The sequence below is a fragment of the Hamadaea sp. NPDC051192 genome, assembly GCF_040682475.1.
GTDB lineage: Bacteria > Actinomycetota > Actinomycetes > Mycobacteriales > Micromonosporaceae > Hamadaea > Hamadaea flava.
Genome location: NZ_JBFBAZ010000055.1, coordinates 18,258 through 43,035, shown reverse-complemented (window position 1 = coordinate 43,035; position 24,778 = coordinate 18,258). Strand labels below are relative to the sequence as shown.

At 68.6% G+C, this 24,778-nt stretch carries 19 protein-coding genes; 8 read left to right on the top strand and 11 right to left on the bottom strand.

The window, feature by feature from the left end:
• Window positions 1-4: 4 nt before the first annotated feature.
• A complete protein-coding gene (locus tag AB0M47_RS23085) occupies window positions 5-406 on the bottom strand; it encodes a cupin domain-containing protein (protein ID WP_363417247.1) in 402 nt (133 codons plus the stop codon).
• A gap of 61 nt (window positions 407-467) precedes the next feature.
• On the opposite strand from AB0M47_RS23085, the gene AB0M47_RS23080 reads away from it, so the two are divergent.
• Window positions 468-1,019 carry a histidine phosphatase family protein gene (locus AB0M47_RS23080; RefSeq protein ID WP_363417244.1) on the top strand — a complete coding sequence of 184 codons (552 nt, stop codon included), beginning with the start codon at window positions 468-470 and terminating at the stop codon, window positions 1,017-1,019.
• Between the two features lie 19 nt (window positions 1,020-1,038).
• Here the strand turns inward: AB0M47_RS23080 and AB0M47_RS23075 are convergent, their stop codons facing one another.
• From AB0M47_RS23075 to AB0M47_RS23065, 3 genes are read right to left on the bottom strand one after another with little or no spacing between them, the layout of a single operon-like run.
• Window positions 1,039-1,965: a hypothetical protein gene (locus tag AB0M47_RS23075; protein ID WP_363417241.1), complete on the bottom strand. Its 927-nt coding sequence runs from the start codon at window positions 1,963-1,965 to the stop codon at window positions 1,039-1,041.
• Window positions 1,955-3,229, bottom strand: coding sequence for a DUF3696 domain-containing protein (locus AB0M47_RS23070; RefSeq protein WP_363417238.1), 1,275 nt, complete (start codon window positions 3,227-3,229; stop codon window positions 1,955-1,957). Before AB0M47_RS23070 ends, AB0M47_RS23075 begins: the two co-directional genes overlap by 11 nt.
• 13 nt (window positions 3,230-3,242) lie before the next feature.
• Window positions 3,243-3,908, bottom strand: coding sequence for an Abi family protein (locus tag AB0M47_RS23065; RefSeq protein ID WP_363417235.1), 666 nt, complete (start codon window positions 3,906-3,908; stop codon window positions 3,243-3,245).
• Window positions 3,909-4,411: 503 nt separating this feature from the next.
• Between AB0M47_RS23065 and AB0M47_RS23060 the strand changes: the two genes are divergently transcribed.
• A complete protein-coding gene (locus AB0M47_RS23060) occupies window positions 4,412-5,104 on the top strand; it encodes a hypothetical protein (RefSeq protein ID WP_363417232.1) in 693 nt (230 codons plus the stop codon).
• A complete protein-coding gene (locus AB0M47_RS23055; protein WP_363417229.1) occupies window positions 5,101-8,331 on the top strand; it encodes an ATP-binding protein in 3,231 nt (1,076 codons plus the stop codon). The genes AB0M47_RS23060 and AB0M47_RS23055 overlap by 4 nt, the downstream gene beginning before the upstream one ends.
• 14 nt (window positions 8,332-8,345) lie before the next feature.
• Here the strand turns inward: AB0M47_RS23055 and AB0M47_RS23050 are convergent, their stop codons facing one another.
• Genes AB0M47_RS23050 through AB0M47_RS23040 form a run of 3 tightly spaced genes read right to left on the bottom strand, consistent with a single transcriptional unit; the run spans window position 8,346 to window position 11,799 of the window.
• Window positions 8,346-9,626 (bottom strand): hypothetical protein, encoded by a 1,281-nt coding sequence (locus AB0M47_RS23050; RefSeq protein ID WP_363417226.1) that lies wholly within the window; start codon window positions 9,624-9,626, stop codon window positions 8,346-8,348.
• The gene (locus AB0M47_RS23045) at window positions 9,623-10,816 is read right to left on the bottom strand and encodes an ATP-grasp domain-containing protein (protein WP_363417223.1); all 1,194 of its coding nucleotides are present in this window, start codon (window positions 10,814-10,816) and stop codon (window positions 9,623-9,625) included. The genes AB0M47_RS23050 and AB0M47_RS23045 overlap by 4 nt, the downstream gene beginning before the upstream one ends.
• Window positions 10,813-11,799 carry a glycosyltransferase family 2 protein gene (locus AB0M47_RS23040; protein WP_363417220.1) on the bottom strand — a complete coding sequence of 329 codons (987 nt, stop codon included), beginning with the start codon at window positions 11,797-11,799 and terminating at the stop codon, window positions 10,813-10,815. Before AB0M47_RS23040 ends, AB0M47_RS23045 begins: the two co-directional genes overlap by 4 nt.
• Before the next feature lie 239 nt (window positions 11,800-12,038).
• Here AB0M47_RS23040 and AB0M47_RS23035 point away from each other — a divergent pair, with 239 nt between their 5' ends.
• On the top strand, window positions 12,039-13,820 hold the full coding sequence (locus AB0M47_RS23035; protein WP_363417217.1) for a carbamoyltransferase C-terminal domain-containing protein: 1,782 nt from the start codon (window positions 12,039-12,041) through the stop codon (window positions 13,818-13,820).
• Window positions 13,820-14,497: a hypothetical protein gene (locus AB0M47_RS23030; RefSeq protein ID WP_363417214.1), complete on the top strand. Its 678-nt coding sequence runs from the start codon at window positions 13,820-13,822 to the stop codon at window positions 14,495-14,497. Before AB0M47_RS23035 ends, AB0M47_RS23030 begins: the two co-directional genes overlap by 1 nt.
• Here the strand turns inward: AB0M47_RS23030 and AB0M47_RS23025 are convergent.
• Both AB0M47_RS23025 and AB0M47_RS23020 read right to left on the bottom strand, forming a co-directional pair.
• Window positions 14,460-15,554 (bottom strand): UDP-galactopyranose mutase, encoded by a 1,095-nt coding sequence (locus AB0M47_RS23025; RefSeq protein WP_363417211.1) that lies wholly within the window; start codon window positions 15,552-15,554, stop codon window positions 14,460-14,462. The two genes, AB0M47_RS23030 and AB0M47_RS23025, sit on opposite strands and share 38 nt — an antisense overlap.
• Window position 15,555: 1 nt before the next feature.
• Window positions 15,556-16,845 (bottom strand): hypothetical protein, encoded by a 1,290-nt coding sequence (locus AB0M47_RS23020; protein ID WP_363417208.1) that lies wholly within the window; start codon window positions 16,843-16,845, stop codon window positions 15,556-15,558.
• Window positions 16,846-16,904: 59 nt separating this feature from the next.
• Here AB0M47_RS23020 and AB0M47_RS23015 point away from each other — a divergent pair, with 59 nt between their 5' ends.
• Window positions 16,905-17,936, top strand: coding sequence for a hypothetical protein (locus tag AB0M47_RS23015; RefSeq protein ID WP_363417205.1), 1,032 nt, complete (start codon window positions 16,905-16,907; stop codon window positions 17,934-17,936).
• Here the strand turns inward: AB0M47_RS23015 and AB0M47_RS23010 are convergent.
• Window positions 17,887-19,197: a hypothetical protein gene (locus AB0M47_RS23010; RefSeq protein WP_363417203.1), complete on the bottom strand. Its 1,311-nt coding sequence runs from the start codon at window positions 19,195-19,197 to the stop codon at window positions 17,887-17,889. The genes AB0M47_RS23015 and AB0M47_RS23010 overlap by 50 nt on opposite strands.
• A gap of 553 nt (window positions 19,198-19,750) precedes the next feature.
• Between AB0M47_RS23010 and AB0M47_RS23005 the strand changes: the two genes are divergently transcribed.
• A complete protein-coding gene (locus tag AB0M47_RS23005) occupies window positions 19,751-22,906 on the top strand; it encodes an InlB B-repeat-containing protein (protein WP_363417200.1) in 3,156 nt (1,051 codons plus the stop codon).
• Between the two features lie 8 nt (window positions 22,907-22,914).
• On the opposite strand, the gene AB0M47_RS23000 is transcribed toward AB0M47_RS23005, so the two are convergent.
• On the bottom strand, window positions 22,915-24,069 hold the full coding sequence (locus tag AB0M47_RS23000) for a helix-turn-helix transcriptional regulator (protein ID WP_363417197.1): 1,155 nt from the start codon (window positions 24,067-24,069) through the stop codon (window positions 22,915-22,917).
• Window positions 24,070-24,190: 121 nt separating this feature from the next.
• Here AB0M47_RS23000 and AB0M47_RS22995 point away from each other — a divergent pair, with 121 nt between their 5' ends.
• Window positions 24,191-24,685, top strand: coding sequence for a cupin domain-containing protein (locus tag AB0M47_RS22995; RefSeq protein WP_363417194.1), 495 nt, complete (start codon window positions 24,191-24,193; stop codon window positions 24,683-24,685).
• Window positions 24,686-24,778 lie beyond the last annotated feature (93 nt).

Here is a 24,778-nt window from a genome sequence, read left to right as displayed (position 1 = left end):
GGGCTCAGTAGTCCAGCAGCTCGGCGCCGTACCTCGTGAACAGGTCGCGGAGGTCGCCGCGGTCGGGCGCGTGGATCGCCTGGATCAGCTGGTAGGTGCGGGCGCCCATGACGAGCAGGTACCGCGCGGGCTCGGAGCCCGGATTCCAGTAGGTGTGCGGGGTACCGCCCGGAACGACGGCCGCTCCCCCGGCAGGGACTTCGATCTCGTCGTCGTCGACTCGAATACGCAGTACGCCCGCCAGGACGTACCAGGCCTCGTCGTCCTCGTGTTTGTGCAGCGGGGCTTGGTAGAGGGGCTCGGGGCCGGCGGCCGCCTCGGCGGTCCGCTCGGCGAGGACGGTGTTGGATCCGGCTGGGGCCAGTACCCGGCCGGCCAGGCTGGTGGCGTGCACGTCCAACGACATTCACGAAAGGTACCAACAGAATTCGGTCGCAACGGCGCTCCTGGTGCGAAAGGCTGCCAGGGTGGCTGTCGTGTATCTCGTCCAGCATGCCGAGAAGCAATCTGAGCCGGGCGATCCAGAGCTGACCGAATTGGGCCGCGAACAGGCGTCGCGTACTGCTGAGATGCTCAGCGGGCACGGCGTACGCGCGGTGTTCAGCAGCCCGTTGCGGCGTGCGCTGCAGACCGCTCGGCCGATCGCTGACGCCGTCGGTGTCGAGGTGGTCGAGGATCGGCGGCTGGCGGAACGGATGAACTGGGACGGCCGGCAGCCGCTCGCGGCATTCCTGGCGGACTGGGATCGGGCGACTCGCGTACGCGATTTCGCGCCGCCCACCGGTGATTCGTCGCATCGGGCGGCCGCCCGGCTGATCGCGTTCGTGCAGTCCGTTGCGGACATGCCGGGTCCGGTGGTCGCGGTGAGCCATGGCGGCGTGACGACCGACATGCTGCGTACGCTCCTCGGCGACGACCAGGTCCCGCGAGTGTTGCTGGAGCAGGGCGTGCCGTCGTGTGCGATCACGACGCTGGAGGGATCACGGGTCCTGCAGGTCGCCGCCGTGGATCACTTCTGACCGAGACGCACGTACTTGCCTAGGTCAGGTTGCGGATTCTCGCCAGGAGTTCCGTCAGCTCATAGTGGACATCCGGGCCCAGCCGAGCGAAGTCGTCGACGGTCAGGGTGATGGATTCCGGGACGAGCGGACTGGGGAACTGCTTGGCGAAGCCGGTACGCCAGGCCCGGCGGTGGTCCGGGCTGAGGCTCTTGAACGCCTCCTTCTGGGCCGCCTTGGTCGCCTTGTTCAGGCCGCCTTTCATGTCCATGAGGCGCTGCTGCTCACTGTCCATCGTCCGAAGATGGCTGATCATGGTGAGCGCGTCCGGATGGGTCGACTCCATCAGGACCTTGTCCGGCAGGTAGTTCTCGACTTCCAGCCGGTGCCACATGTGTACGCGCGGCTTCCGTGGCGGCCAGTCCGCGGACTCGTCTTCGAAGGCAGTCCCTGTGACGCCCTCGTCATTGTCCTTGACGACGATGACTCGGCAGATCTCGGTGAACCGCCTCGCGTGCTCATCGGCAAGATATCGTTGATCACCCGTCCCGCCTGAGTGATCGATGTGGAGCCACTCCAAGCGCTCCGCCTCGGCGAGCGACGGGTCGTACGCAGCGAATACGGCCTTGAGGAAGCTGCCGTCGTTTCGCCCGTTCTCCACGAGGACGATCGCGGGCCTGCCGAGGTCCTTCGTCACCGGTTCAAGGGAGCCGACGGTGACCTGCACTACCGGCCGCGAGCTGGGCGTCTGCCAAGCCGAGGCCGTGGACGCGTTCCGCAGGTACTCGTGCCAGATCGTCATCGTCGGGAAGTGCTTCTCCAGGTAGACCTCGGCGATCTTGGCCACCTCCGGACGCGGGAACCACCGGTGACGGCCGTCCACCATGAACCCGATCAAGGTGAAGATCAGTCGTTGATTCGGATCTTCGTGACTTGCGAAGACCTCGGCGTCCAGCTCAAGCAACATTGAGGCCCGACCTCCGCATCTGCGCGGCCGCGAGGGCGCGAACTTCCTCGAAGTCCTCGGTGAAGATGCCGTCCGGCCAGAAACTCAGCTGCCCCAGCTCATCGATGACGATCTGCTGCGCGGTCGACGCGCGCCCGTCGTGGTGGACGAAGTAGATCCCCACGTCGTCGGGCGTACTCGTGCCCTCGGCGATTCTCCGGCGCAGCCGAAGGAGCAGCGCCTCACTGTGCGTCTCGATGAGGAACCGGTTGCCCGTCAGCCTCGCCGCGTTCAGGTACTGGTCCGCCAGCTGAGCGTGCGCGGCGGGATGCAGGTGCAATTCGGGTTCCTCGACGATGTACAGGGTCCGCTCAGGTCTGCCGGTGACGCTGTCGAGCGCTTGCTGTACCAAGATCGGCAAGAGCTGGACGACACCGGATCCGGCGTCCGCGACATTGACCACGAGTTCGCCGTCGCGCCTGGATCGCAGAACGGTGGTGAAGAGCCGGCCGTCCGGGACCTCGTCCAGGGTCCAGTCCGGGAGGACCTCTCGCATCATCTCGTTGACCCGCCGGCGGATCTCGCCGTTGCCCCGGACCTGGTCGTGCGCCAGGACCGCGGCGAAGTGCTGACCCCGATCACCGACACTCCGGGGTACGCCGACGGGTAGGTAGTGCTCGCGCCGCAGGGCCTCACGAAACGGGGACATGTAGCGGATCCGCCCGTACGCCTCAGCGCAGTGCCGGGCGAGGTCGAATCCATCGTCGCGGTCGAGGATCTCGCGAGGTAGATACCGTGGCACGAGGCCCTGGAACGAGATCGGCCCGGTGATCGACCGTCGACCCCCGCCGTTCGCGACCCAGACTTGCTCATAGACGTCCGAGGATCCGGTCCAGGTGAGCGTCCACGTGCCGTGGCTCATGCTGAGGCGCAGATACGAGACCACCTGGAGACACGCGTCGTCCAGATTCCGGACGTGCGCCTCGATCGACTGCACGCGATTGTCGTCGAAAGCCAGCCCCACCTCGATGGTGCCCCGCTCGTCGTGCCGGTGCACCAGATCGGTGAAGACCGGCATGGTGTCACCGAGCCGTTCGAGGTCCAACGGCGTGGCCGCAGTCTCGCCCCCGCCGCCGGGAAACCCGGTTTGCAGGACGATGGCGGCTCGAGTGAACGCGCTCTTCCCGGAGTTGTTCTTGCCCAGCACGACGGTCACCGGCCGGATGTCCAGACCCTGCCGATCCCGGAAGCATCGATAATTGGCGAAGCGAACGCTCTTCAGCACGAGAGGAATCCGTTCATCGCAGTTCGATCGGGCGGTCGCCCCACAATTGCTTGACGGTTCCCCGACCCACGATCGTGTCCGCCAGTTCCGGGCGCACCAGCTCGCAATTGTGGACGAGGCTGGTGGTCAACGGAACGATCGGCTTATGAAAGATCGGCTCGTGATGGGCGACGCGATTACGGAGCCGATACAGGCTGTCGATCTGCCGGTCGATCTGCGCCCGGTCGCTGCCTTTCGGAAAAGCCCGATGCAAGGCCGGCACCCACAGCGTCTTCTCCCGGGCGGTGACCGACAGATAGCGCCAGAAGTCCAGCGACAGATTGGCGATGACCCGCCCGATCGGATCACCGGGCTTGGTGCGCAGCACCGCCTTCCTAATGGAGTTGCGAGAGATTTTGTTGAGGTCTTCCCCCCGATGCATGATCTCACGGTTAACCGGACTGGCCGGATCCTTCAGCCAATGCTGTTCGCCGGTCCACCAACTGCTGATGGCCCGGTCATAGGCATTGCGTAGGGCAATCTCCCATTCGCCGAGCATCTTCTGCAATTCCCCGCGCATTTCCCGATCCCAGTCGACGAGCGCGCCGACCCGCCCCCGATCTTGGCGTACCCCGGCCAGGAACCGAGCGAGACGGTCGCTGCCCAGGTATGACTCGTACCAGCCGTCGTTGATCGTCATTGCACCCTTCCCCGGCGTAGGTGTATGGTTCGGCTCAAAGCCCCGGAGCGACCGATGACCCTCGTGGTTATGTCCCCGGGGCCTCTTTGCGTCCCTGCCCGCCGACGGTCACCGTCGCGAGGATCCTCAATCTGCACCTTCACGGTCGGTCGCGTCAACCGTCGACGAGACGCTCGCTGTCCACAAGTGCCAGTCGTCGACTGTTCAAGATCTGACAATTCAGCACCGTGCATCTGCTGTACGTTGAAGGGCTTTGCCGATAGACGCAAGGAGATCACCCCCTTGGCATTCGACGATTTAGTCGATCCATACCGGATCGATCAACAGCCCATGGCTATTCGACTCGGTCGCGTTCCACCAAGTCGCCTACGTCGCCAAAGGACGGTCGGCGATTTTTCGGCGTACGCGCGGCCAGTTCCCAGACGGTCCACAGCCCGTAACGTCACACGGGCGACTTCGTCGAATCAGCACCGTTCCTCCCCTTCGCCGAGAGAAGACATTCCATGCCGAACGCTGAGCTGAAACCGTCCATTCGCCTCGCCCTCATCGCATTGCTCCTGATGCCGGAGAAAGAGATCACGGACCCCATGCTGTACGAGCGGTTCCGGGTGCGGGTCGCGAAGGCCGGCCGCGACGCCCTCGGTGCGGCGGGTCTGGTAACGGTCGTAGTCAAGAACGCCAAAGGCGAGGTCACGACGAAGCGCGGCACCAACTTCCATCAGCTGACGCCGGAGGGCCGCCGCCACGCACGGGCCCTCCTCGCCGAGCCGGCTCCGGCGGACGCGAAGGGCTCCATCGCCGATGTCCGCCTGCTGTACGCGATCGGCAAGCTCCTGGATCGCGTCATCCGCGACTACGGTCTCGACGAGGAGCGGGTGTTTCATCCCGAGGATGCCGGCGAACCCCGGCCGGCCGTGCCGGTTCAGCAGGCGGACGGCGTGGAGGCCGAGATCATGGCGGCGTACGACAGCCTCAGCCGTCAACATGGCGATCTCGTGAGCCTTGTTCGGCTACGGGGCGCGCTGTCCCATGTCGACCGTGCAGATCTCGACAAGGCGTTGAAGTTGCTGGACCGGCGGCGTTCGATCCAGCTCGAACCGGATCCGAACCGCAAGGCGCTCACTCCCGAAATCCGTTCGGCAGCCTTGAGCATCGGCGGTGAAGACATGCATTTCATCACGACGGGGCACCGATGAACGCGCATGAGTTGCGAGCGCTGCAACAGCTTCGGTTCGAATGGGCCCCCATGCAGGAGGACGTCTGGACCGGGCCGGACGTGCACGTCGCCGGCCTCAACCGGCAGGCGGCCGACGGAATCCTAGCCGCCTTCGCCAGGGCCAAGCTCAGCCCGGCGGCGAACCCGCTGGGCATCGTTCTTGAGGGCCGACCCGGGGTCGGAAAGACCCATCTCCTCAGTTCCATCCGGCGCCAGGTCCAAGCAGAAGGCGGCTACTTCTTCCTGCTCGGGGTCCCCCAAGGCGACTTCTGGGACTGCCTGATCCAGGCCTTCATCGACGGTCTCGCGCGGCCGACCGTCGGGCATCCAAACCAGCTGGCCAAGCTCCTCGACGGTCTCTGCGATCAGGCACTGGTGTCCAGCGACGTTCGCGACCAGATCCTGGGACGCCGGCCGTTGACCCGCGACGACCTGGACGACTTCATCCGCAAGTTTCGCTATGCACACCCGGATCTGGGGCGACGCTGCCATCAGACGCTCCGGGCCCTGATCTTGCGAAACGCTTGGGACAACGACCTACAGGATCTGGGTGAGGGCCATCTGCGGTGCAGCGTCGAGGACACTGATGCCGAAGAGCGCACCCGCTGGCGTCTGCCCTCCAAGCCCAAGCCTCCCCGGGACGTCGTCGAAGAGATCTCGCTGTTGGTGGCGCTGAGCGGACCGACGGTTTTCGCACTGGATCAGGTCGACGCCACCATGGCGCAAGTGCGACGAGCTTCAGTGCAAAATCACGTCGACGGCGACGAAGGCGAGCCCGCCGAGGTGACTCAGCTGCTGGAGGATGTCGGCCAAGGACTCATGGAAGCGCGCGAAAAGCTGCGCCGGACGGTCCTCCTCGTCTCTTGTCTTCACACGACCTGGGACTTGATCTGCAAGAACACCCTCGGGTCGATCGCCGACCGATTCCACCGCGAACCACGGCTGAGCCGCATTCCGTCGGCTGAGCTCGGCAGTGAACTCGTGACCAAGCACTTCAAGCGCAAGTTCGAAGTTGTGGGCTTCCAGCCGCCACATCCCACGTGGCCGGTGCTGCCGTCCGCGTTCGCGTCGGCCCCGGACTACACCCCGAGGCAGCTACTGCAACGAATCGACGCGCACGTTCGAGAATGCGTCCGGCTTGGCCGCGTCATCCCACTGGCCGACTTCGAGCAGGCTCTCAAGCGCTCGACCGGGCCAATCGCTGTCGATGCAGCTAGGGTCGATTTCCAGCGCCTGACCTACTTCGATCAGCAGTTCGCCACTCATCGCAAACACGCGTCGGTCGAACGAGCTCTCGAGGCGGATTTGGAAGACCGAGAGATGCCCCAGTTGCTGGGCGCCGGACTGCAGGCCTGGATCCGCGAGAAGAGCGAGAGCGAACAACGTAGGTTCACCGTCGCCGTCGACGGTGGGGCCAACACGGCGACCCACGCAACCCTCCGCGAATCGTTCGACGAGGAGGCCGAGGACTTCGGCGTCTGGTCCTTCCGTGGCCTCGCGAAGAAGCATCACGCCGCCGTCCTCCCCCGATTGGCGCGGCTGACGCTGTCGGCGGCACTCGATCCGCAGGTGCCCCAACGACGGGCGGTCCTCCTGCGAAACGTGCCTTGGCCCAACGGACCGGTGTGCCGCAAGCGGCGCGAGCGATTCGAGACCGACGGCGGCATGCTGACGAAGATCGCCGAGGACGATCTCAAGACGTTCCATGCCCTCGGGAAGATGCTGGAGGAGGACGAGCCGGGCTTCGACCAATGGCTGGCCGATCGCCGGCCCGCCAGCCGAACCGGCATCTTCACGGAGATCTTCGGCTCGCCGCCGGATTCCGGTATCGGTCTTCCTCGGTCGCCCGAGCAGCCCGGCCCCAGTGACGACTCCGCGTCGGCAACCGGCCCTGAGTCGGCTCCGGACGCGTACCCCGTTGAACCGGCGCGCCGGGCGACGAGCGATGTGCCCGTGACCGTCGACGACGACGCGGCGATTGCGATCGGCTCGGCAGTCGACGGCGGGCAGCAGGTCGCGGTCAACCTTCGCGACCTTCGCAAGCACGTCGCCATCTTCGCCGGGTCGGGGTCGGGCAAGACCGTCCTGATCCGTCGGCTCATCGAGGAATGCGCCCTGCAGGGCGTGTCGACGATCGCCTTGGACCCCAACAACGACCTGGCCCGGCTCGGCGATCCATGGCCACGCCCGCCGGAGGGCTGGGCACCCGACGACGAGGAACGCGCACGCAGGTATCTCGACACCACGGACGTGGTGGTCTGGACCCCGCGCCGCGAAGCCGGGCGACCGCTGAGCCTTCAGCCGCTGCCGGATTTCGGGGCGATCATCGACGACCCGGATGAGTTCGGGCTCGCGCTCGACAGCGCGGTCTCCGCGTTGGCCCCACGGGCACGGATGGGCGGCAACACCGCCAAGATGGACCGGGGACGCGCGGTCCTGCGGGAGGCGCTCGCCCACTTCGCCAAAACCGGCGGGAACCGCCTCGACGGGCTCGTGGACATCCTCAGCGACCTTCCCGACGGTGTCACGACCTTGGGGAAGGCGCGGGAGCTCGCGTACGAGATGGCGCAGACACTCACCGCCGCGAAGATCAACGATCCGTTGTTCGGTGGATCAGGGGTGTCCCTGGACCCGGCCGCCCTGCTGACTCCGGCGAAGGGCAAGCGTGCTCGGATCTCGCTCATCAGCCTGATCGGCCTGCCCAGTGACGAACAGCGGCAGAGTTTCGTCAATCAGCTGCAGATGGCCCTGTTCAGCTGGATCAAACGCAACCCCGCCAACGATCGCCCGCTCGGCGGGCTGTTCGTCATGGATGAAGCGCAGATCTTCGCTCCCGCCGGCGCGGTGACCGCGTGCACCGAGAGCAGCTTGGCTTTGGCGAGCCAGGCACGCAAGTACGGGCTGGGCCTCATCTTCGCGACGCAGGCCCCACGTGGACTCCACAACCGCATCGTGGGCAACGCGGCCACCCACTTCTACGGGTTCCTCAACAGCCCGGTCCAGATCAGCGCGGCGAAGGAGTTGGCTCAGGCGAAAGGCGGGCGCGTAAGCGATGTCGGGCTGCTGCGTACGGGGCATTTCTATGCGATGGGCGAAGGAGTGCCCTGCCAGCAGGTCTCGGTGCCGATGTGCCTGAGCCATCACCCGAGCGGACCGCTGACCTCCGAGGAGGTGCTCGAACGCGCGAAGGCGGCACCGAAGCCCTGAACCGCCGGGTTCGATCACGCCGCTGGAAGGGTCGCGGGTTCTCCGGATCGCCGGGTCAGGGCCAGCATGAGCAGTGCCCGGGCCAGCTCGCCGGCGATGAGGGCGGCGATGCCGCCGGTGGCTCCGGCCGGCGGGACCAGGAGCCAGCCGGTGCCGGCGACCGCGGCGAGCTGACCGATCGAGGCGGCGGCCGACCAGCGCCGGCCTCGGGCGCCGCTGGCTTCCAGGAGTAGGGCGGAGACGGCGTTCCCGGCGTACAACAGGATCTCGATGGTGAGTGCGACGTAGGCCCAAACCGCCGAACGGCCCAGGACGCCCACCGTGATCGCGGCGGGAAGGCCGAGGCCGATCGTCCAGATCAGACTGCGGCGGGTCGCGGACCAGGCGGCGGATTCGCCGGCGCGCTCGATGCGGAGCGCGACGGTGGGCTGGGCCAGGCGGAGCAGGTAGCCCCAGCCGGTCGACACCGCCGCCGAGACGACCACCAGCAGGTAGAAGAGGCTCGTCTCCGCGGGCCGGTCGGCGGCGGCGAACGCGAGGTAGAGCACCGAGACGCCGAGGACGCCCAGGATGTCGGCGGTGCCGAGGACGGCGACCGCCCGGAGAGCCGCAGCCCGGGAAACCTCCGGCGACGCGGAAGCCTGCGCCTCAGCCCCGGAGACCGCAGCATCTGGCGGCGTGGAAGCCTGCGCTCCGGCCGCTGCGGGTGGAGCGGCAGCGTCGGACGCAGTCGACGGCGGGGCGGCCGGCAGGCGGAGCCGGGCGAGCAGGACCGCGTTGACCGCGAGGGTTCCGGCACCGAGCAAAAGCAGGACGTCGTGCGGACCAGCCCCGAGATACGCGGCGACGACGGCGAGCGCGTAGGTCGCGGCGAGGCCGAAGAAGCCGAGGCTGTCGGCGAGCGGCTGCCCGCTGAGCCGGTAGAGCGCGACCAGCACGGTCGCGCTCCCGACGCCGACCGCGACCACCCCGGCGGCCCCGTAGCGGCCGGCACCGGACAAGAGGCCGGCGAGGAGAGAAAGGCAGAGCGCGCTCACGACGAGGGTTCGGAAGAACTGCGCGAGGCCGGCTCCGCCGCGCAGCGGGACCAGGTTCAGGGCCGCCTTCTCCGGTCCGCTGGACACGAGTTGGGTCAGCCAGGCCAGCGCTCCGACGGCGGTGGCGTACGCCGCGAAGTCGTCCGGTCCCCAGAGGTTGAGCAGGGCGAGGCCACCGGCGTACGTGGCGATCCGGTAGGCCCCGCGTCCGGCGAGCAGTGCGGCGACGATGCGTGGCCGCGGCAGCACGGCTGTCACGCCACCGGCTCGACCTCGATACGCAGGAGGGCGTCCACGTCGGCGAGGACGCGCTCCAGGCTGGGCTGATCGTCGGCACGGGCGAGCAGATAGCCGAGTTTGGCTCCGGCGCGGGCGTACGGTTCGACGTGGTCGCCGGGCTGGGCCGCCAGGATGAGGTCGACGACGCCGGGCAGCGCGCGTACCTCGGTGAGCCCGTGCACAGCGACGAGCTTGCCTGCCTCGGCGGTTCGCAGAACCCGCATCGCGGCGCAGCCGTTCGCAGTCGCGGTCAGGTCGGGTCGCTGCCCGACGGCGGCGGTCACGTACGCGGCGGTGACGTCGACGCCGTGGATGAGGCCGAGCAGTTCGGCGGAACCGTTGCCGCCCAGGCGGGCGCCCATCTCGATGACGACGATCTGCCCGTCGGCGTCGATGAGCAGGTCGGCGTTGAGTGAACCCCAGGCGTAGCCGAGAGTGGCGACGATCTGCTCGACGATCGCCCGGCAGCGCGCGACCAGCGCGGGATCGCCGCCCGGCATGGTGTGCTCCATGGTCACGAAGTGCGGCGGTTCGGTCAACCTGCGCGCGCCCAGTCCGAACAGGACGACCCGGCCGTCGGCGACGACCGCCTCGACGGCGTAGTGATCGCCTTCCAGGAACTCCTCGATGATGACGACCGACGACGCCGAGTACGCGACCGCCGCGCTGATCGCCTCGTCGAGATCGGACGGTGCGGTGCACAGGCTGATGCCGCGACCGCCGCTGGAGTCCGTCGGCTTGACGATGACCGGGAACCGGAGATCCCGCGCCGCTGCGCGTACGGCGGCTGCGGAGCCTTGGGCGAAGCGCGGTCCGGGCAGGCCGAGGCCGTCGCAGACGTCGCGGAAGTAGCCCTTGTCGACCGAGGCCCGCAAGGCCTGCGGGGACAGTCCGCTCGGCAGTCCGAGGCGCTCGGCCAGCCGATACTGCGCGGGCAGGTTGACGTCGCTGGCCGGGGACACGACTCCGGCCAGGTCGGCCCGGCGGCCCAGCTGCCTCGCCAGCTCGTCGACGTCGCGCGTGCTGACGTTGAGGAACTCGTCGGCGTACCCGACGGCGGGGGCGTCGGTCCGGGCGTCGACACAGACGGTGGTCAGGCCTAATCTGCGCGCGGTGACGAGAGTGGTGATCGCTCCGTCGGCGCCGCCGAGCACGGCGAGGGTGGTCATGAGACGTGCTCCATGATCGAGACCTGGCCGGTCAGCGGGGCGGCGGCGTACAGGCGGTCCTCGTCGCGGACCGGGATGTTCGCCTCCTCGATGAGGAACTGCGGCGTGCCGGGATGGCCTCGGGCGATGTGCACGAGGTAGCGCGCGATGACCGCCAGGCTCAGCAGCCCGCCGGACAGCGCTATCCCGGTCAGGACGGCGGCCGACGGGTGGCTGAGCACCGCCAGCATCGCCCCGATCAGCGCGCAGAGGCTGGTGAACAGGGCGAGTACGCCCGCGAAGGTGATCGGCCGGACCGAGTACGACATGAACAGCTCGACGGCGTGCCGGGCCAGTCCGCGTACGGTCACCTTGGGTTCGCCGCCGCGGCGGGCGCGATGGGCGGTCGGCGTCGTCGTCCAGTTGCGGGTCAGCCGGGGCAGGGCGGCCATGAAGTAGGGCGTACCCAGCCGCAGGTCGACGACCCGGCGAGCCAGTTCGGTGCGGACCAGCCGGAAGCTCGTGCCGCCGGACGGGATGTCGATGCGCAGCAGCCGCCGCGAGATGACCTCGTGCAGGCCGCTGGCGAGCCGCCGGAGCAGCCGATCCTGGCGGTCGACGCGGATGCCGAAGACCGCGTCGTAGCCCTCCATCGCCTTGGCGATCAGCTTGTGCGCCTCCGCCGGCGGGAACTGCAGATCCGCGTCCAGGTGCAGCAACCAGGGGTGGCGGGCGTACCGATAACCGGCGGAGAAGGCCGCTTCCAGGCCGTAGTTGCGGGTGAAGGACAGGTAGGACACCGCTGGATCGCGTTCGGCGAGGGTCCGGAACCGGTCGAGCGTGGCGTCGGTGCTGCCGTCGTCGACGAACAGGACCTCCAGGCCGGCGTACCCGGACAGCTCCTCGACGATCTCCTGATAGACGGCGTCCACGTTGTCGGCCTCGTTGAGGCAGGGCACCACGACGGTCACGGCGAAGTCTTCCGGTCGATCTCGTCCCCGCACAGCGGGCCACCCTTCTGGCGCCGCGTCGCGCCATCCCGGTCGACTACAGCATCGCGCCATGTGGATGTCTAAGTCGACGAATCGGCCTGTGTCGACACCTTGCCACGGCCTCCAGCGCTTTGGCAACAAGGCGTCGCCTTCTAGTCGTACATACCAATGCGTCAAATCGGAGGGTTGTCGATCTCGCGGCGGCTTGGCACACTCAATCGACCTATCGACGAAGATCGGGGTACGCCGCCATGTACGTTCTCGGCATCAACCAGCACCACGACTCGGCGGCGGCGCTCGTCCGCGACGGTCGCATCGTGGCCTTTGTCGAGGAGGAACGGATATCCCGCGTCAAGCACGACGGCACCTTCCCGGCGAAGGCCATCCAGGAGTGCCTGTCGATGGAGGGCATCACCCTCGGCGACGTGGATCATGTGGCGTACTTCTGGCAGGCCCGCAAGGAGGTCCAGCACGCGCTGGGTCACTTCGTCCGGCACCTGCCGGCCACCCTCGCCGTGTTCCGCAACGACGCCGGCACCTATGACGGGCGGGCCAGCGGGCTCACCGCGACCATGCGGTCAGGCGGCATTCAGCAGCACTCGGACGACTACAACGTCGGCGGCGCGCTCCTGCTGCACCTGAAGCGGTCGCTGACGATGAAGCAGGTCGTCTGCGACGCGGTCGGCTACACCGGCGCGGTCAAGTTCCAGGTGCACCTCGTGGACCACCACCTGTCCCACGCCGCCAGCGCGTACCTGTTGTCGCCGTTCGACCGGTCGGCGATCATCACGTGGGACGGCATCGGCAGCGACGGGACGTCGACCTACCTGGCCGTCGGCGAGGGCGACCGCATCCGCGACGTACGCCGGGTCAAGTTCCCGCACTCCCTGGGCGCCCTGTACGCCTGCGTCACCAGCTACCTCGGCTTCCACCCGACCCGGGACGAGGGCAAGGTCATGGGGCTGGCCGCGTACGGCGAGCCGACCCAGGTCGAGGCGATGAAGGAACTGGTGCGCCTGCTGCCCGACGGCCGGTACGAGCTGGACCTGAGCTGGTTCCGCCACCACGCCACGGGCAAGCACCAGATGGCGCCGAAGTTCCTCGAACGGTTCGGCCCGCCCCGGCCGCGTACGCGTGACGCCGTCCCGCAGCACTACGCCGACATCGCGTACGGGCTCCAGGCGACGCTGGAGGAGGCGGGGCTGCACGTCGCCCGCTGGCTTCAGCAGCACACCGGGGAGACGAACCTGGTCACGGCCGGTGGCGTCGCCCTCAACAGCGTCATGAACGGGCGCATCTTCCTGGAGACGCCCTTCGAGGAGTTCTTCGCCCAGCCCGCCGCCGCCGACGACGGCTCGGCGCTCGGCGCGGCCGTCCAGGTGGCCGTCACGCAGGGCGCTCCCCGGCCGACCGGCAACTACATCTTCCTCGGCCCGAGCTATTCCGAGGCGGAGATGGAGAAGGCGCTCGCCGACGCCGGGCTGGCGTACGAGCGCACCGACGACATCGCCGTGGCGACCGCCCGGGGTCTGGCCGACGGGAAGATCGTCGGCTGGTTCCAGGACCGCATGGAATGCGGCCCCCGTGCCCTGGGCAACCGCTCGATCCTGGCCGACCCGCGGGGCAAGGACACCAAGGACCGGCTGAACGAGAAGGTCAAGCACCGCGAGCCGTTCCGCCCGTTCGCCCCGTCCTGCCTCGTCGAACGGGCCGGCGAGTACTTCGCGTCGGGCTATCCGTCCCCGGTCATGCTGCTCGTCTTCGACGTCCTGGAGCACCAGCGCGACCGCGTCCCGGCGATCACCCACGCCGACGGCACCGCGCGGGTGCAGACCGTCTCGGCCGAGGACAATCCCCTCTACTACCGGATGATCACGCGCTTCGACGAGCTGACCGGCGTACCGATGGTCGTGAACACGTCCTTCAACGACAACGAGGAGCCGATCGTCTGCACGCCGGCCGAGGCCGTCTCGTGCTACCTGCGTACCGACATGGACGCGCTCGCGCTCGGTCCCTTCTGGACGCAGAAATGATGCGGCGCTGGTTCTGGCTCGTGCCCGCGGTGGCCGGCGCCGCGCTGGCTTACGCGATCATGGTGGTGCTGCCGGCCGACCGCACCATCGACAACGTGGGCGAGGTGCTGTTCAAAACAGCACCTCTGCTCTGCGCGGTGGTCGCCATCGCGTTCTTCCCCCAGCACCCCGGGCTCAGCCTGGCCCTCGTCGGGGCGCTGCTCCTGGGCTACATGGGCGTCGTGGACACGCTCAACGTCCATAACATCTTCGGGTACGCCGAATCACCGAACCAGGACGCCGCGTTCCCAGAGCTGTACCAGTGGACGATCTTCGTGAACGCGTTCACCGTACTGGCGGTGCTGTTCGCGTACCGCCTGGGCGGCGCGACCGCAGGCCGCACGTTGCGCGCGGGACTGGCGGGCATCCTGGTCCTGATCTCGGGCTTGAACGACCTGACCTACTACTTCACGGCGGACTGGGACGGGCCGCGACCGGAGCGCCTGAAGTGGGCGTCGCACATCGCGGTGTTCGTGGGCGGGCCGCCGAGCGCGACCGTGGCGATCGTGTTCTGCGCCGTGCACCTGGTGCTCGCGATCGTCGTGCTCGTCGCACCGTTGGGCCGCTGGGTCGATCGGTTCGACGCAGCCGCGCCGGCCGTCACCCCAGCGCCTCCAGTACCCGCCGAGCAGTATTGATCCCCTGCCGGATCACCTGATCCATGTCGATGTAGGTGTAGGTGGCCAGCCGGCCCGCGACGAACCGGGGCGGGCCGGGCAGCGCCGCCAACTCGTCGAGGTAACGCCGGGCCAGCGCCCGGTTCGCCCCCGCCACGTCGTCGATCGGGTAGTGGCGGGCGGGCGCGCCCGGATACTCGTAGCTGACCACGGTTCCGGGCTCGGTCTGGCCGCTCATCCACTTCGTCTCGATGGCGCGGGTATGCGGTTTGAGCGGGCTCGGCGTGTTGAGCACGCCGCACGGCAGCACGTGGTCCACGCCGGGCAGATAGTGGTTGACCAGCCGTACGCCGCGCCACGGCAGCGCGCCGAGGTGCGAGGCGAAGAACTCGTCGAGCGCGCAGGTGACCACGATCGCGTCGGCCCCGGCGCAGACGTCCTCCCAGTCGTCGATCGTCACCCGCCGGCCCATGACCACCGGCACCGCACGCAGCAAGGCGTCCAGAAGCTTGGGATAGCCGCCGCTCGGCCAGCCTTGATGCGGGTCGCGGAACAGGTCGCGATAGCCGTCCTCGCGGAGTTCGATGCGTTTGGGCGCCCACGCCGCCGTCAGGTTCTTCGGGTCCTCACCCCATTGCTTGCGGGTGTAGCCCTCGATGAACTCGTGATAGAGCGTCTCGCCCATGAGCCCGACGCACCACGACTCGAAGTTGTCCGCCCGAGGCACCGCCGGACGGCTCGCGAGTTCGCGTTCCACGGCCGCCCACTGCGGCAGTTCTCGTAGCTCCGACAGCTGCGGCGGCCAGCTCAGCACCCGGTCGAACGCCTCGGTACGCACCGCATGCCGATACGGCAGCATCTCGACGAGGCCGGTCACCAATTGCCACACCGCCGTGTCGGAGGTGTGGAAGATGTGCGCCCCGGCCGGTTCGTAGAGGATGCCGCCCGCACTGGCCGTACGCAGTTGGCCGCCCCACGTCGGGTCGCCCTCCAGCACCTCGACGCGCCGCCCGGCCTGGTGCAGCAGATGTGCGACAGTCGCCCCGGCCAGGCCGGCGCCGATCACGCGAATGGTCATGTCAGAGCCGCTTCACGAGGCGGATCTTGCCGTTGGGCTCCGGCGCGATCGTGTCCACCATCGCCACGTCGAGGTCGAACTGGCTCGCCGCCGGCGCGATCGCCGCCCGCAACTGCCGCTCCACCTCTGCCTCCGCGCCGTCGGTGGCGACCGCGAGCAGCCGCAGCTCGCCGGGCCGTTCCTGGACCATCTGGATACGCAGCAGCCGCCCTTCGCGGCTCAGCGGATAGATCAGCGAGGCGATGAAGTTGCCGTTGCGCAGTACGCCGTCCTTGGTCTCGATGCGGTCCTCGACCCGGCCCAGCACCGACCGCAGGATGGGCATGTGCGACGTGCCGCAGTCGCAGTCGTTCGGGGTGATCTCGACCCGGTCGCCGAGCCGATAGCGGATCAGCGGATTCGCCTCGGCGTGCAGCCGCGTGACCACGATCTCGCCCACCCCGTCGGCCAGCGTCACCGAGCCGTCGTCCCGGATCACCTCCACCACGACGTCGCCCGAACGCAGGTGCATGTTGCCCCGCGAGCAGGTCCGGGCGATCGTGTACGCCTCCACCGACGCATACGTCTCGTGGGCCGTGGCCCCGAAGTACTCCAGTGCTTCCGTCCGCCCGCCGATCAGCGTCGACTCACCGGCGAAGACGATCACCCGGGCGTGCGGGTAACGGATGCCCCGGCGGCGCAGCTCCGCGCCGACCGCCGCGATCATCGACGGGAAGCCCCACAGGATCGTCGGCCGGCCGGCCAGCACCGCGTCCGCCTGCTCCGCGATGGACTTGCTGGTGTCCACGTGGACGTTGCCCGCCAGGCCGAGCCGTTCCAGCCGATGCTTGCGGAAGCCGTACACGCGGAAGTAGCCGACCCGGTCCCACGGGCGCATCCCGCAGGCGAGCAGGTCCCAGAGGAAGGTGGCCCGCAGGTAGCCGAGGTCCTGCTCCGAGTAGTAGAACGTCGCCGGATGCCCCGTCGACCCGCTCGTGCTCGCCATCCGGGTCGACTCCGCCGTGTGCCCGGCCGCGAGCAGGCCGCCCGAGGGGCCGAGGGCGTTGACGGTCGCCCGGTCCAGCAACGGCAGCCTCGACAGATCCTGCGGTCCCTGGAATTCCGCCACCACCGCCGGGTCGTAGACCTCCCGGTAGTGCGGGACGGTGGCCGCCGCATGGCGTACCAGCTGGGTCAGCAGACGGGCTTGAAGCTCGGCGATCCGCTCGGGCCGGGCACGGTCGCGCGCACGAGCGGTCGCCACATTGGCCAGAACGGGCAGAATCGGAATACGGTGGGGCAGGCGGGTCATCATTGTCCCTGGGTTCGAGCCATACACGGGGTTCGAGCCACACATGCAAAGATATGGCTGTGCATCAGGGTCTCACAGTGCGCCGCCACGATCCACAGCGTGATGTCGAACCCGACGGCTGGGCCGACTTCGCCGACAAGAACCGGCTCGGCGTCGCCTGGGCCTGGCCGCTGGTACGCGCGGCAGCGGCCGGCGGCCGGCAGACCGCGCTCATCGCGACGCTCCACGATGGACCTGACGTCGCCGGGCTCGTGACCGGGCGCTTCATCGGCCCACGATTCGGCCGCGGACGGCAACCGGTCGCCGGGATCCTGGACATCGACAGCTTGACGACCAGCTGCTTTCCGGGCATCGTCACCGAACGACCCGAGGCGTTCGGCGACGCCGTCGACGCCGTCCTGACCGACGTACGCGGAATTCACGGCGTACTGCTCCGGCAGATCGTCGCCGAGACCCTCCCGGCGGTGCTGCGTCGTCCGGCCGTCGTCCGGGAAGGCGTGCCGATGGCGCACTTCGCCAACCGGTTCGCCGACTTCGACGCATACGCCCACTCCCTCGGCCGCCGCCGGGGTCCGCTGCGCCCGGTGTACAACCGGCTCGGCCGTGACACCGATCTCGTCGTCGAATCCACGATGGACGGAGAACTGAGCATTCCGGTCACCGCGACGGACCTGCGTCGCCTGGTCAACCTGGTGGTCGACCGGCATCACACCCGGCGCTGGCTGCGCAAACGCTACCTGTCCGAGGCGGTGGCGGCCGCCCAGGTCGGCACGCCGGGCGTACACCTGCGGACCTATCGGGACCTGGCCGGGCGGCTGCTGGCCGTGCACACCATCCTCGACCATCCCGACCTACCGGTCTCCAGCGCCTGGGGCAGCCTCGACCTGGCCGACGGCGGTCGCAAGGACCTGTGGTTCCACAGCAACGCCGAGTTGTCCCGCTGGTGCATCGAGACCGGGCGCCGCGGTTTCCTCAGCGGCCAGGGCAGCCTCGCCGAGAAACAGCGTCTCGGGCACGAGACGACGCGTCAGTGGCAGGTGCTCATCCCCGCGTTTCCGCGACGTCGGCCGGCTCCGGAGCAGCCGGGCTGAACTCCGACTCGACGAACCGGCCCTTGCCGCCGGCAGTCAGCTCGATCCGATCCGTACGCGCGAACCGCAGCTCCACCGACGCCCCGACCAGTTCGGCGAACTTCGCCTCGAAGGAGCGCATCGCAGCGGCGTACCCGGCGTCGGTCGGCTCCTCCGGCACCAGGTGCACGGTGATGACCCCGGCCGCGTCCTGACGGATCATGCACTCGGCCACGCCGGGGGCGTACATCGCCAGCGAGAGGAACACCCCGCTGTAGACCCGGCGACCGCCGGGCAGCGTGATGAACGCGTTGGTACGCCCATCGGCCAGCTTCATCCGGCGGAAACGGTTGCCACACGAGCATTCGCCCGGCAGGATCATCGCGCGATCACCGAGCTGGTAGCGCGGCAACGGCATGGCCCGCTCCCGGAAGTGCGTCACCACCACCGTCCCGACGGTCCCGTCCGGCGCGGGCCGCCCGTCGTCGCCGAGGATCTCCAGCCACACCCGATCCTCGTCCACGTGCATGGCGCCGGCCGCGCAGCCGGTGGACACCGTCAGCACCTCGTACGCCGAATACTCGTCGAACACCGGTACGCCGAACCGGTCGGTCAGCACCTGAGCCACCTCGTCGGTCAGCAGCTCGGAGTCGGTCATCACCATCCGCAGCGACCGGCGCAGCCGGGCCAGCTGGTCGTCGTCGAGGTTGCGCAGGATCGCCCGCAGCACGACCGGGTAGCCCATGATGAGGTTGGGCCGCACGGCCAGCACCTGGCGAGCGATCTCGGCCTCGGCCTGCCCCGCGCCGACGACCGTTCGCGGGAACAACCCGAGCCGCTGGAACCACCGAACCGGGCGGGGAAACGGCTTGATGTGGGCGATCCGCCACCACGGCCGGTAGCCCGAGCGCAGGAACCGGCGCAACACGGTCGCCCCGTGATACCCGTACGCGCTGACGTCGTGACGGATGCTCAGCCGCGTACCGGTCGTCCCGCTCGTGACGTCGGTCCGGTACTCCCCGACCGGCGCGTAGAACGCCTCCACCCCGGCGTCGAGCACCTGCCGTTTCGTCAGCGTCGGCAGGTCGGCCAGCTCGTCCAGGCTGGTCAGCGCGGCCGGATAGGCTGCGAAGTACGCGACGTTCGCCCGGCAGTAGGCCAGCATCTCGTTGATCCCGTCGAGGGCCAGCCGCCGGGTGACCGCCGGATCCCGCCGGGGCGCCCGCCATACCGGCGGCAGGTGCCGCAGTTCGCGTACGGCCACCGCGAGACCGCTGCTCATCGCATTGCTCCATCGAAATACGGCACGCGCCTACGGTAGAGGCTCCCGGCCCACCGACCAATAGCCGCCAGACGACGGCTATGCGGTTGACGAACTGACTCAGGCTGGCATCATTGCCGCATGAGTCAGCCTGCCGAGGAGTGGATCACCCTCGCGTCCTACGAGAACCTGCCGGGCAACGCGCGCCCGATGGAGTTCGTCCGCGCCTGACTGCGTGATCGCGGCATCGACTGGATGCCCTTCGGAAACAACGACATTCTCATCGGCCTGGCCTGCGGCCCGGGTTCGGACGGCCGATGGCACGGCTGGTATCGCATCGAAGTGCGGGCAGAAGCTTTGCGTACGCTCGGCCTTCATCCTGATCAGCCGATGTCGAGGATCGTCGGACCTTCGCCACCGGCCTGGTGGCATGCCGAAGGCGAACGTTTGGCCCGCCGCTCGCCTCACTAGATCTGAGATACCCGCGCCAAACGCGCATTGCTTGTCCGAAAAATCCCTATATGCCCCATAGGCTACGCGAGTTGAGCAGCGTACGCCGGAAGGACGGGATCGGATGGGCTGGCAGCTGGGCGGCGCACGGCGTACTCGCTGGTGTCCCCTTTTCCTCACGGTCCTCGTCGTTCTCTTGTCGCTGGTGCCGGGGCTGGCCGCAGGCATCCCGGCTTCCGCAGCACCGGCCCCGGTCGGTGACGCGGACACCCCGGGCGTCTGGGGGGTCGACACGGTGACCTTCGTGTCGGCCGGGAAGGTGCTCGCGCGGGTGCAGGTGCCGGACGGCGGGCTCTGCCCGCGCCAGCCCGCGCCAGCGGCGGCCGACGGCGTCTTCGCGGGCTGGTTCGTGGACGGTGTGCCGTTCGAGTTCGAGTCGACGGTGGTGACCGGCGACCTCACGGTGACCGCACGCTTCGCCGACACCTGGGTGGTTCAGTTCCTCGCGCCACAGCCACCCGGCGCGGCCGGGGCCGACTCGGTGCTCAGCACCGTCGAGGTCACCCGGGGGGATCCACTTGGGAGCGTCTCCCCGGACGTGCCGGACCTCGGTTCGAGTCTGGTGTTCACCGGGAAGTGGTATCGAGCCGACGATCCCACGCAAGCGCCCTACGACTTCGACGCGCCTGTGACCGGCAACCTCACGCTCCGGCCGCTCATCGCACGCGGCTTCGCGGTCACCTTCCGCACCGACGGCTCCCTGGTCGAACCGGTCGCCGTCGTCGCGCCCAAGACCGAGTTCACCCAGGCCGATCTCGCCGCCGTGCCGGTTCCCACGCGGATCGGCTATCAGTTCACCGACTGGTACGCCGACCGCGCCGCGACCGTCCCGCCGACCTTCCCGATCACCACCGACACCACCTTGTACGCCGGTTGGCAGGGCGGGCCCGTCGACTACCACGTGAGCTACTGGCTAGAGCGCCCCAATGTGGTGCCGGACGACTACCCGGCGCCGGTGTGGACCGACGGCGGTGGCGCGCCACCCGACTGGGGTCCCGGCGTCGGCGCACTGAGTTCGGCACAGCTCGCCGACCGCGCGAACTTCCACTTCCTGATCGCCGACACCGAGCAGGCGACGGCCGGTTCGGCAGTCGACGGGCCGACCGACAAGACCACCGTGCCGGCGGCGGTCGTCGCCCTCATCGGCGCGCAGGTGGACCCGGCCGGGGTGCAGCCGGATCCGCTGGTCTTCGTCGACCTGACCCGCAGCGACCAGAACGTCGTGGTGCAGGGCGACGGCTCGACGGTCGTCAACGTGTACTTCACGCGCGCGCTGTGGCGCTTGGACTTTCCGCTCACCACGCCGGGCGCGACGGGCACGAACTTCCGGTGCACCACCGCCACCGCGCCCGCCGGGTACGACGTGTCCATGACCGTCGGCGACGAGCTGGTCTACCAGACGCCGTCTCCACAGCCGGCCGACGGCCGCAAGCTCGGCACCTTCTCCGTACGCGTCAAGATCGGCCTCGACGTCCACGCGCTCGACGTGTCACCGGTGACGCTCTCCGACGACGGCACCGTCTCGCTTGTGAAGGCGGTCAACGCCGGAACCGGGCTGATGGACTGCGTACTCCGCGGGTGGGGTCCGCAGTCCATCAATGTGGTCGTCTTCCAAGCCTCGCAGACGGGGGCGGGCGCGGACTCCGGCGGCGTGAACCTCACCGCCCGGACCACCAGGATGACGGCCCGGTGGGCACTGTCCAGTTCGCAGCACCGCACGCAGTTGCACCCGTATACGGAGATGCTCGACCAGTCGACCCCGGCTGGGGAGACCGTGTACGACGAGGACGGCGCGCCGATCTCACCGCTGAAAGTCACCCGGCTGTACGAGAACAACGCCAGCACCGTGCTGGTCGACATTCCGGCCGGCGCCCAGGTCTTCGCGGACGCCCACGCCCGGTGGCTCTGGGCGCAGACCGGCGATCGTCAGGTCGCCGGGGTCATCGACGGCTTCACGTCCTACGTCGGGTACGGCGACTCTCCCGGCAACATCGGCAACTATTCGCAGTACAACACGACGTTGGAGCGCTTCTACCAGCTCAACGACAGCGGAAACACCAACCTCACCCACCGGTTCAACTTCTACCGCCGCAATGCGTACGACCTGCATTTCGACACCGGCGGCGGCACCGCCATCGCACCCGTGACCGGGATCCGGTACGAGGCTTCGCTCGCCGGTACGCAGCCGCCGGACCCGACCCGGGGCGACGACGTGTTTCTGGGCTGGTACACCGATTCGGCCTTCGCCGAGTCGTTCGACTTCGCGACCGCCCAGATGCCGCCGAGCAATCTCGTGCTCTTCGCGAAGTGGCTCGTGAATCCGCATACGGTGCGGTTCTTCGCCGATCCCGGCGACGCCGAGCCGATCGCCGACCTCACCCAGACCGTGCAGGATCAGGCGCTGGCCACCCAGCCGACGCCGCTGCCGCCCCGCCCGGACGGGTCGACGTTCCTCGGGTGGTACCAGCGCACCAGCGCCGGGTTCTTCGTGCCGTACGACTTCGACGCACCGGTCGCCGGCGACCTGGATCTGTACGCACGCTGGAAGCAACCCACCGGGTCGCCGTTCCCGATCACCTACGACGGCGACGGCGACACCGCCGGCACCGTCCCGATCGACCCGCTGCGCTACAACGCCGGTGCCAGCGCCATCGTCGCCGACGGATCGGCACTGCGCCGCGGCCCGGAGGTCTTCGTCGGCTGGCGAGCGAGCGACCAGCCCCGGGCTGGCCGACGGACCGAAGCCGGCTCCGTCGACGGGCTCTACCAGGCCGGTCAGACCATCCCGATCCCCGGCACCGCGGTGACCATGATCGCCGCGTACGCCGACACGACCGGCACCCGCACGGTGACCTTCGCCGAGAACGCGGGCGCCCGGCGACAGGTGAGCTGGGACGCCGTCGTCGGCGCGAAGATCACCTACCCGGGCGCGTCCGACCTCACGTTCACCGGCCCGGGTACCGCCTTCCTCGGCTGGTCCCTCAACCCGGTGGCGACCGAGCCGGACCCGGCGTACGCCCGCCTGACCGTCGGCACGATCCAGGGCGACCTCATCCTGTACGCGCTATGGGCAGCCGGTCCCGCGCCGGGCCCCCTACCGGACACCGGCCTCACCGGGCTCCCGGTCGGCGGCTTCGCCGGACTGGTCCTGCTCGGCTTCGCGATGCTGCTCATGGGCGTAGCCGCCGTCTGGGCCGCCCGCCGGTCGCGGCGGTGCTGACGCCACACTCACGGCGATTGATCGAGTGAACCGGAGTCGACCGGTCCGCCGCGCATCGGCAGGTCTACTCGCGTACGTCGTTCGTTGTCCCGCAGACGAGGCTCGTAATAGGCGAAGAAGACCTTGCCGACGAGATCCCGCCGACTGCGTACGCCCGTCTTGCCGAAGATGCTCTTGAGGTGCTGCTGGACGGTGTGGGGCGAGACGTGCAGCTCGGCGGCGATGTCGGCGGTGGCATCGCCTTGCAGGACCATGCTGGTCACCTCCTGCTCGCGCTCGGTCAACCCGTACGCGGACATGAGCAGCGGATGGATGCGCGCTGGATGACCTGCCTCGACGATGATCGCGACCCGCCGCTCGACGCCCGAGACGAGACTCGCGCCGTGCAGCACCACCCAGGTGCCGCGCCGCGTCAGGACCCGGGCCACCGCGACCTCACCGGCGTCGCCGGGCAGATTGGCGCTCCTGAGCGCGCGACCGGCGACGGCGAGCACCGAGGAGGGCAACTTCTGGTGTGACCAGTCGCCGTCCGGCAGTTCGCTGATCCACCGCTCGACACCCGGGGTAGCCGACTCGACTTCCCACTTGTCGTTGAGGATCAGCAATCCGGGTGCGTCGACGCCTTCGGGATCGGCGGCCTCGCCGACCAGCAACGCCCGCCGAGCCCCCTCGGCCAGGTGCGGCGACACCGCACTCAGGAAGCTCTTCTCGGCGGTGTCGAACAGCGCACGACCGGGTTCCCGGTACAGCGCCAGCGCTCCCCAGACCTGACCCGACCTTGATCGAAGGCGTACCACGATCTCCTGATCGCCACCCAGGATCATGTTGCGATGCCAGCGGGGATCGTCCGAGGGGTGGCCGGCCGTCACGTCATGGAGCGTGCTGATGCCCGACTCCGACCGGACCACGTCGGCAAGCCGGTTGGCGCCGTCCTCGTAATACTCGCTGGCGAGCCATTCGCTCGGGAACTCCGGCAGCCCGTCGTGGTAGTGACTGGTGATGAGCAGGGACGCCGGATCAAGGGTGTACCAGCACGGAGCCTGGTAGTACGGGACGTAGTCACCGATCACGGCCGTGCACTCCTGCCACAGGCGTACGACGTCCACCGGCTGTCGCGCCAGCCTGGCGATCTTGTCGACGCCGCGCTCTGCCCCCGACCTCATCCTTCGACTGTAAGACCTGGTGGGAGGGCCACGAATACCAGAAATCTGGAATATCGGTTCGCTCCGGCCGTGCCTAGCGTGGGTGGTTGGAACATCAACACGATGGTGATCGGAGGACGTGATGACCGGACAGCTGCGGACCCTGGTGCTGGGCGCTCAGCAGGGGCAGGTCATGCCGAGCGTGGGGCACGTGACGAACCGATTCATGATCGACGGCGGGGAGACCGAGGGCCGTTTCACCCTCCTGCAGCATCTCTTCGAGCCGAAAGCACTTGCCGCCCCCATGCACCGGCACCACGACGAGGACGAATACTCGTTCGTGCTCGCCGGGAGCATCGGGGCCGTCCTCGACGGCGAGGAGGTGATCGGCGGTCCGGGAGACCTGATCTTCAAGCCGCGCGGTCAGTGGCACACGTTCTGGAACGCGGGTGACGAGCCGGCCACCGTGTTGGAGATCATCTCGCCCGGAGGACTGGAGGATCTGTTCAAATCCTTCGGCTCGCTGACGGGGCCACCGGACCCGCAGCACCTGGCCGAGATGGCCGCCGAGTTCCACTGCGACATCGACCTGGAGGCGACGTTCCCCGTCATCGCCCGACACGGCCTGGTCTTCTGAGGCGGCACGACCGGCCAGTACGCACGGGCGGAGGCGGTGCAGGTGATCACGGGTCTGATCCCGGCCGGCGACCCCGGCGACCCGCAGACCTCG

Bases quoted from the DNA above. Each gene is read 5' to 3' on its own strand.
- AB0M47_RS23085 (WP_363417247.1), bottom strand. From the start codon at position 406: ATGTCGTTGGACGTGCACGCCACCAGCCTGGCCGGCCGGGTACTGGCC.
- AB0M47_RS23075 (WP_363417241.1), bottom strand. From the start codon at position 1,965: ATGTTGCTTGAGCTGGACGCCGAGGTCTTCGCAAGTCACGAAGATCCG.
- AB0M47_RS23065 (WP_363417235.1), bottom strand. From the start codon at position 3,908: ATGACGATCAACGACGGCTGGTACGAGTCATACCTGGGCAGCGACCGT.
- AB0M47_RS23060 (WP_363417232.1), top strand. From the start codon at position 4,412: ATGCCGAACGCTGAGCTGAAACCGTCCATTCGCCTCGCCCTCATCGCA.
- AB0M47_RS23055 (WP_363417229.1), top strand. From the start codon at position 5,101: ATGAACGCGCATGAGTTGCGAGCGCTGCAACAGCTTCGGTTCGAATGG.
- AB0M47_RS23045 (WP_363417223.1), bottom strand. From the start codon at position 10,816: ATGACCACCCTCGCCGTGCTCGGCGGCGCCGACGGAGCGATCACCACT.
- AB0M47_RS23035 (WP_363417217.1), top strand. From the start codon at position 12,039: ATGTACGTTCTCGGCATCAACCAGCACCACGACTCGGCGGCGGCGCTC.
- AB0M47_RS23030 (WP_363417214.1), top strand. From the start codon at position 13,820: ATGCGGCGCTGGTTCTGGCTCGTGCCCGCGGTGGCCGGCGCCGCGCTG.
- AB0M47_RS23025 (WP_363417211.1), bottom strand. From the start codon at position 15,554: ATGACCATTCGCGTGATCGGCGCCGGCCTGGCCGGGGCGACTGTCGCA.
- AB0M47_RS23020 (WP_363417208.1), bottom strand. From the start codon at position 16,845: ATGACCCGCCTGCCCCACCGTATTCCGATTCTGCCCGTTCTGGCCAAT.
- AB0M47_RS23010 (WP_363417203.1), bottom strand. From the start codon at position 19,197: ATGAGCAGCGGTCTCGCGGTGGCCGTACGCGAACTGCGGCACCTGCCG.
- AB0M47_RS23005 (WP_363417200.1), top strand. From the start codon at position 19,751: ATGGGCTGGCAGCTGGGCGGCGCACGGCGTACTCGCTGGTGTCCCCTT.
- AB0M47_RS23000 (WP_363417197.1), bottom strand. From the start codon at position 24,069: ATGAGGTCGGGGGCAGAGCGCGGCGTCGACAAGATCGCCAGGCTGGCG.
- AB0M47_RS22995 (WP_363417194.1), top strand. From the start codon at position 24,191: ATGACCGGACAGCTGCGGACCCTGGTGCTGGGCGCTCAGCAGGGGCAG.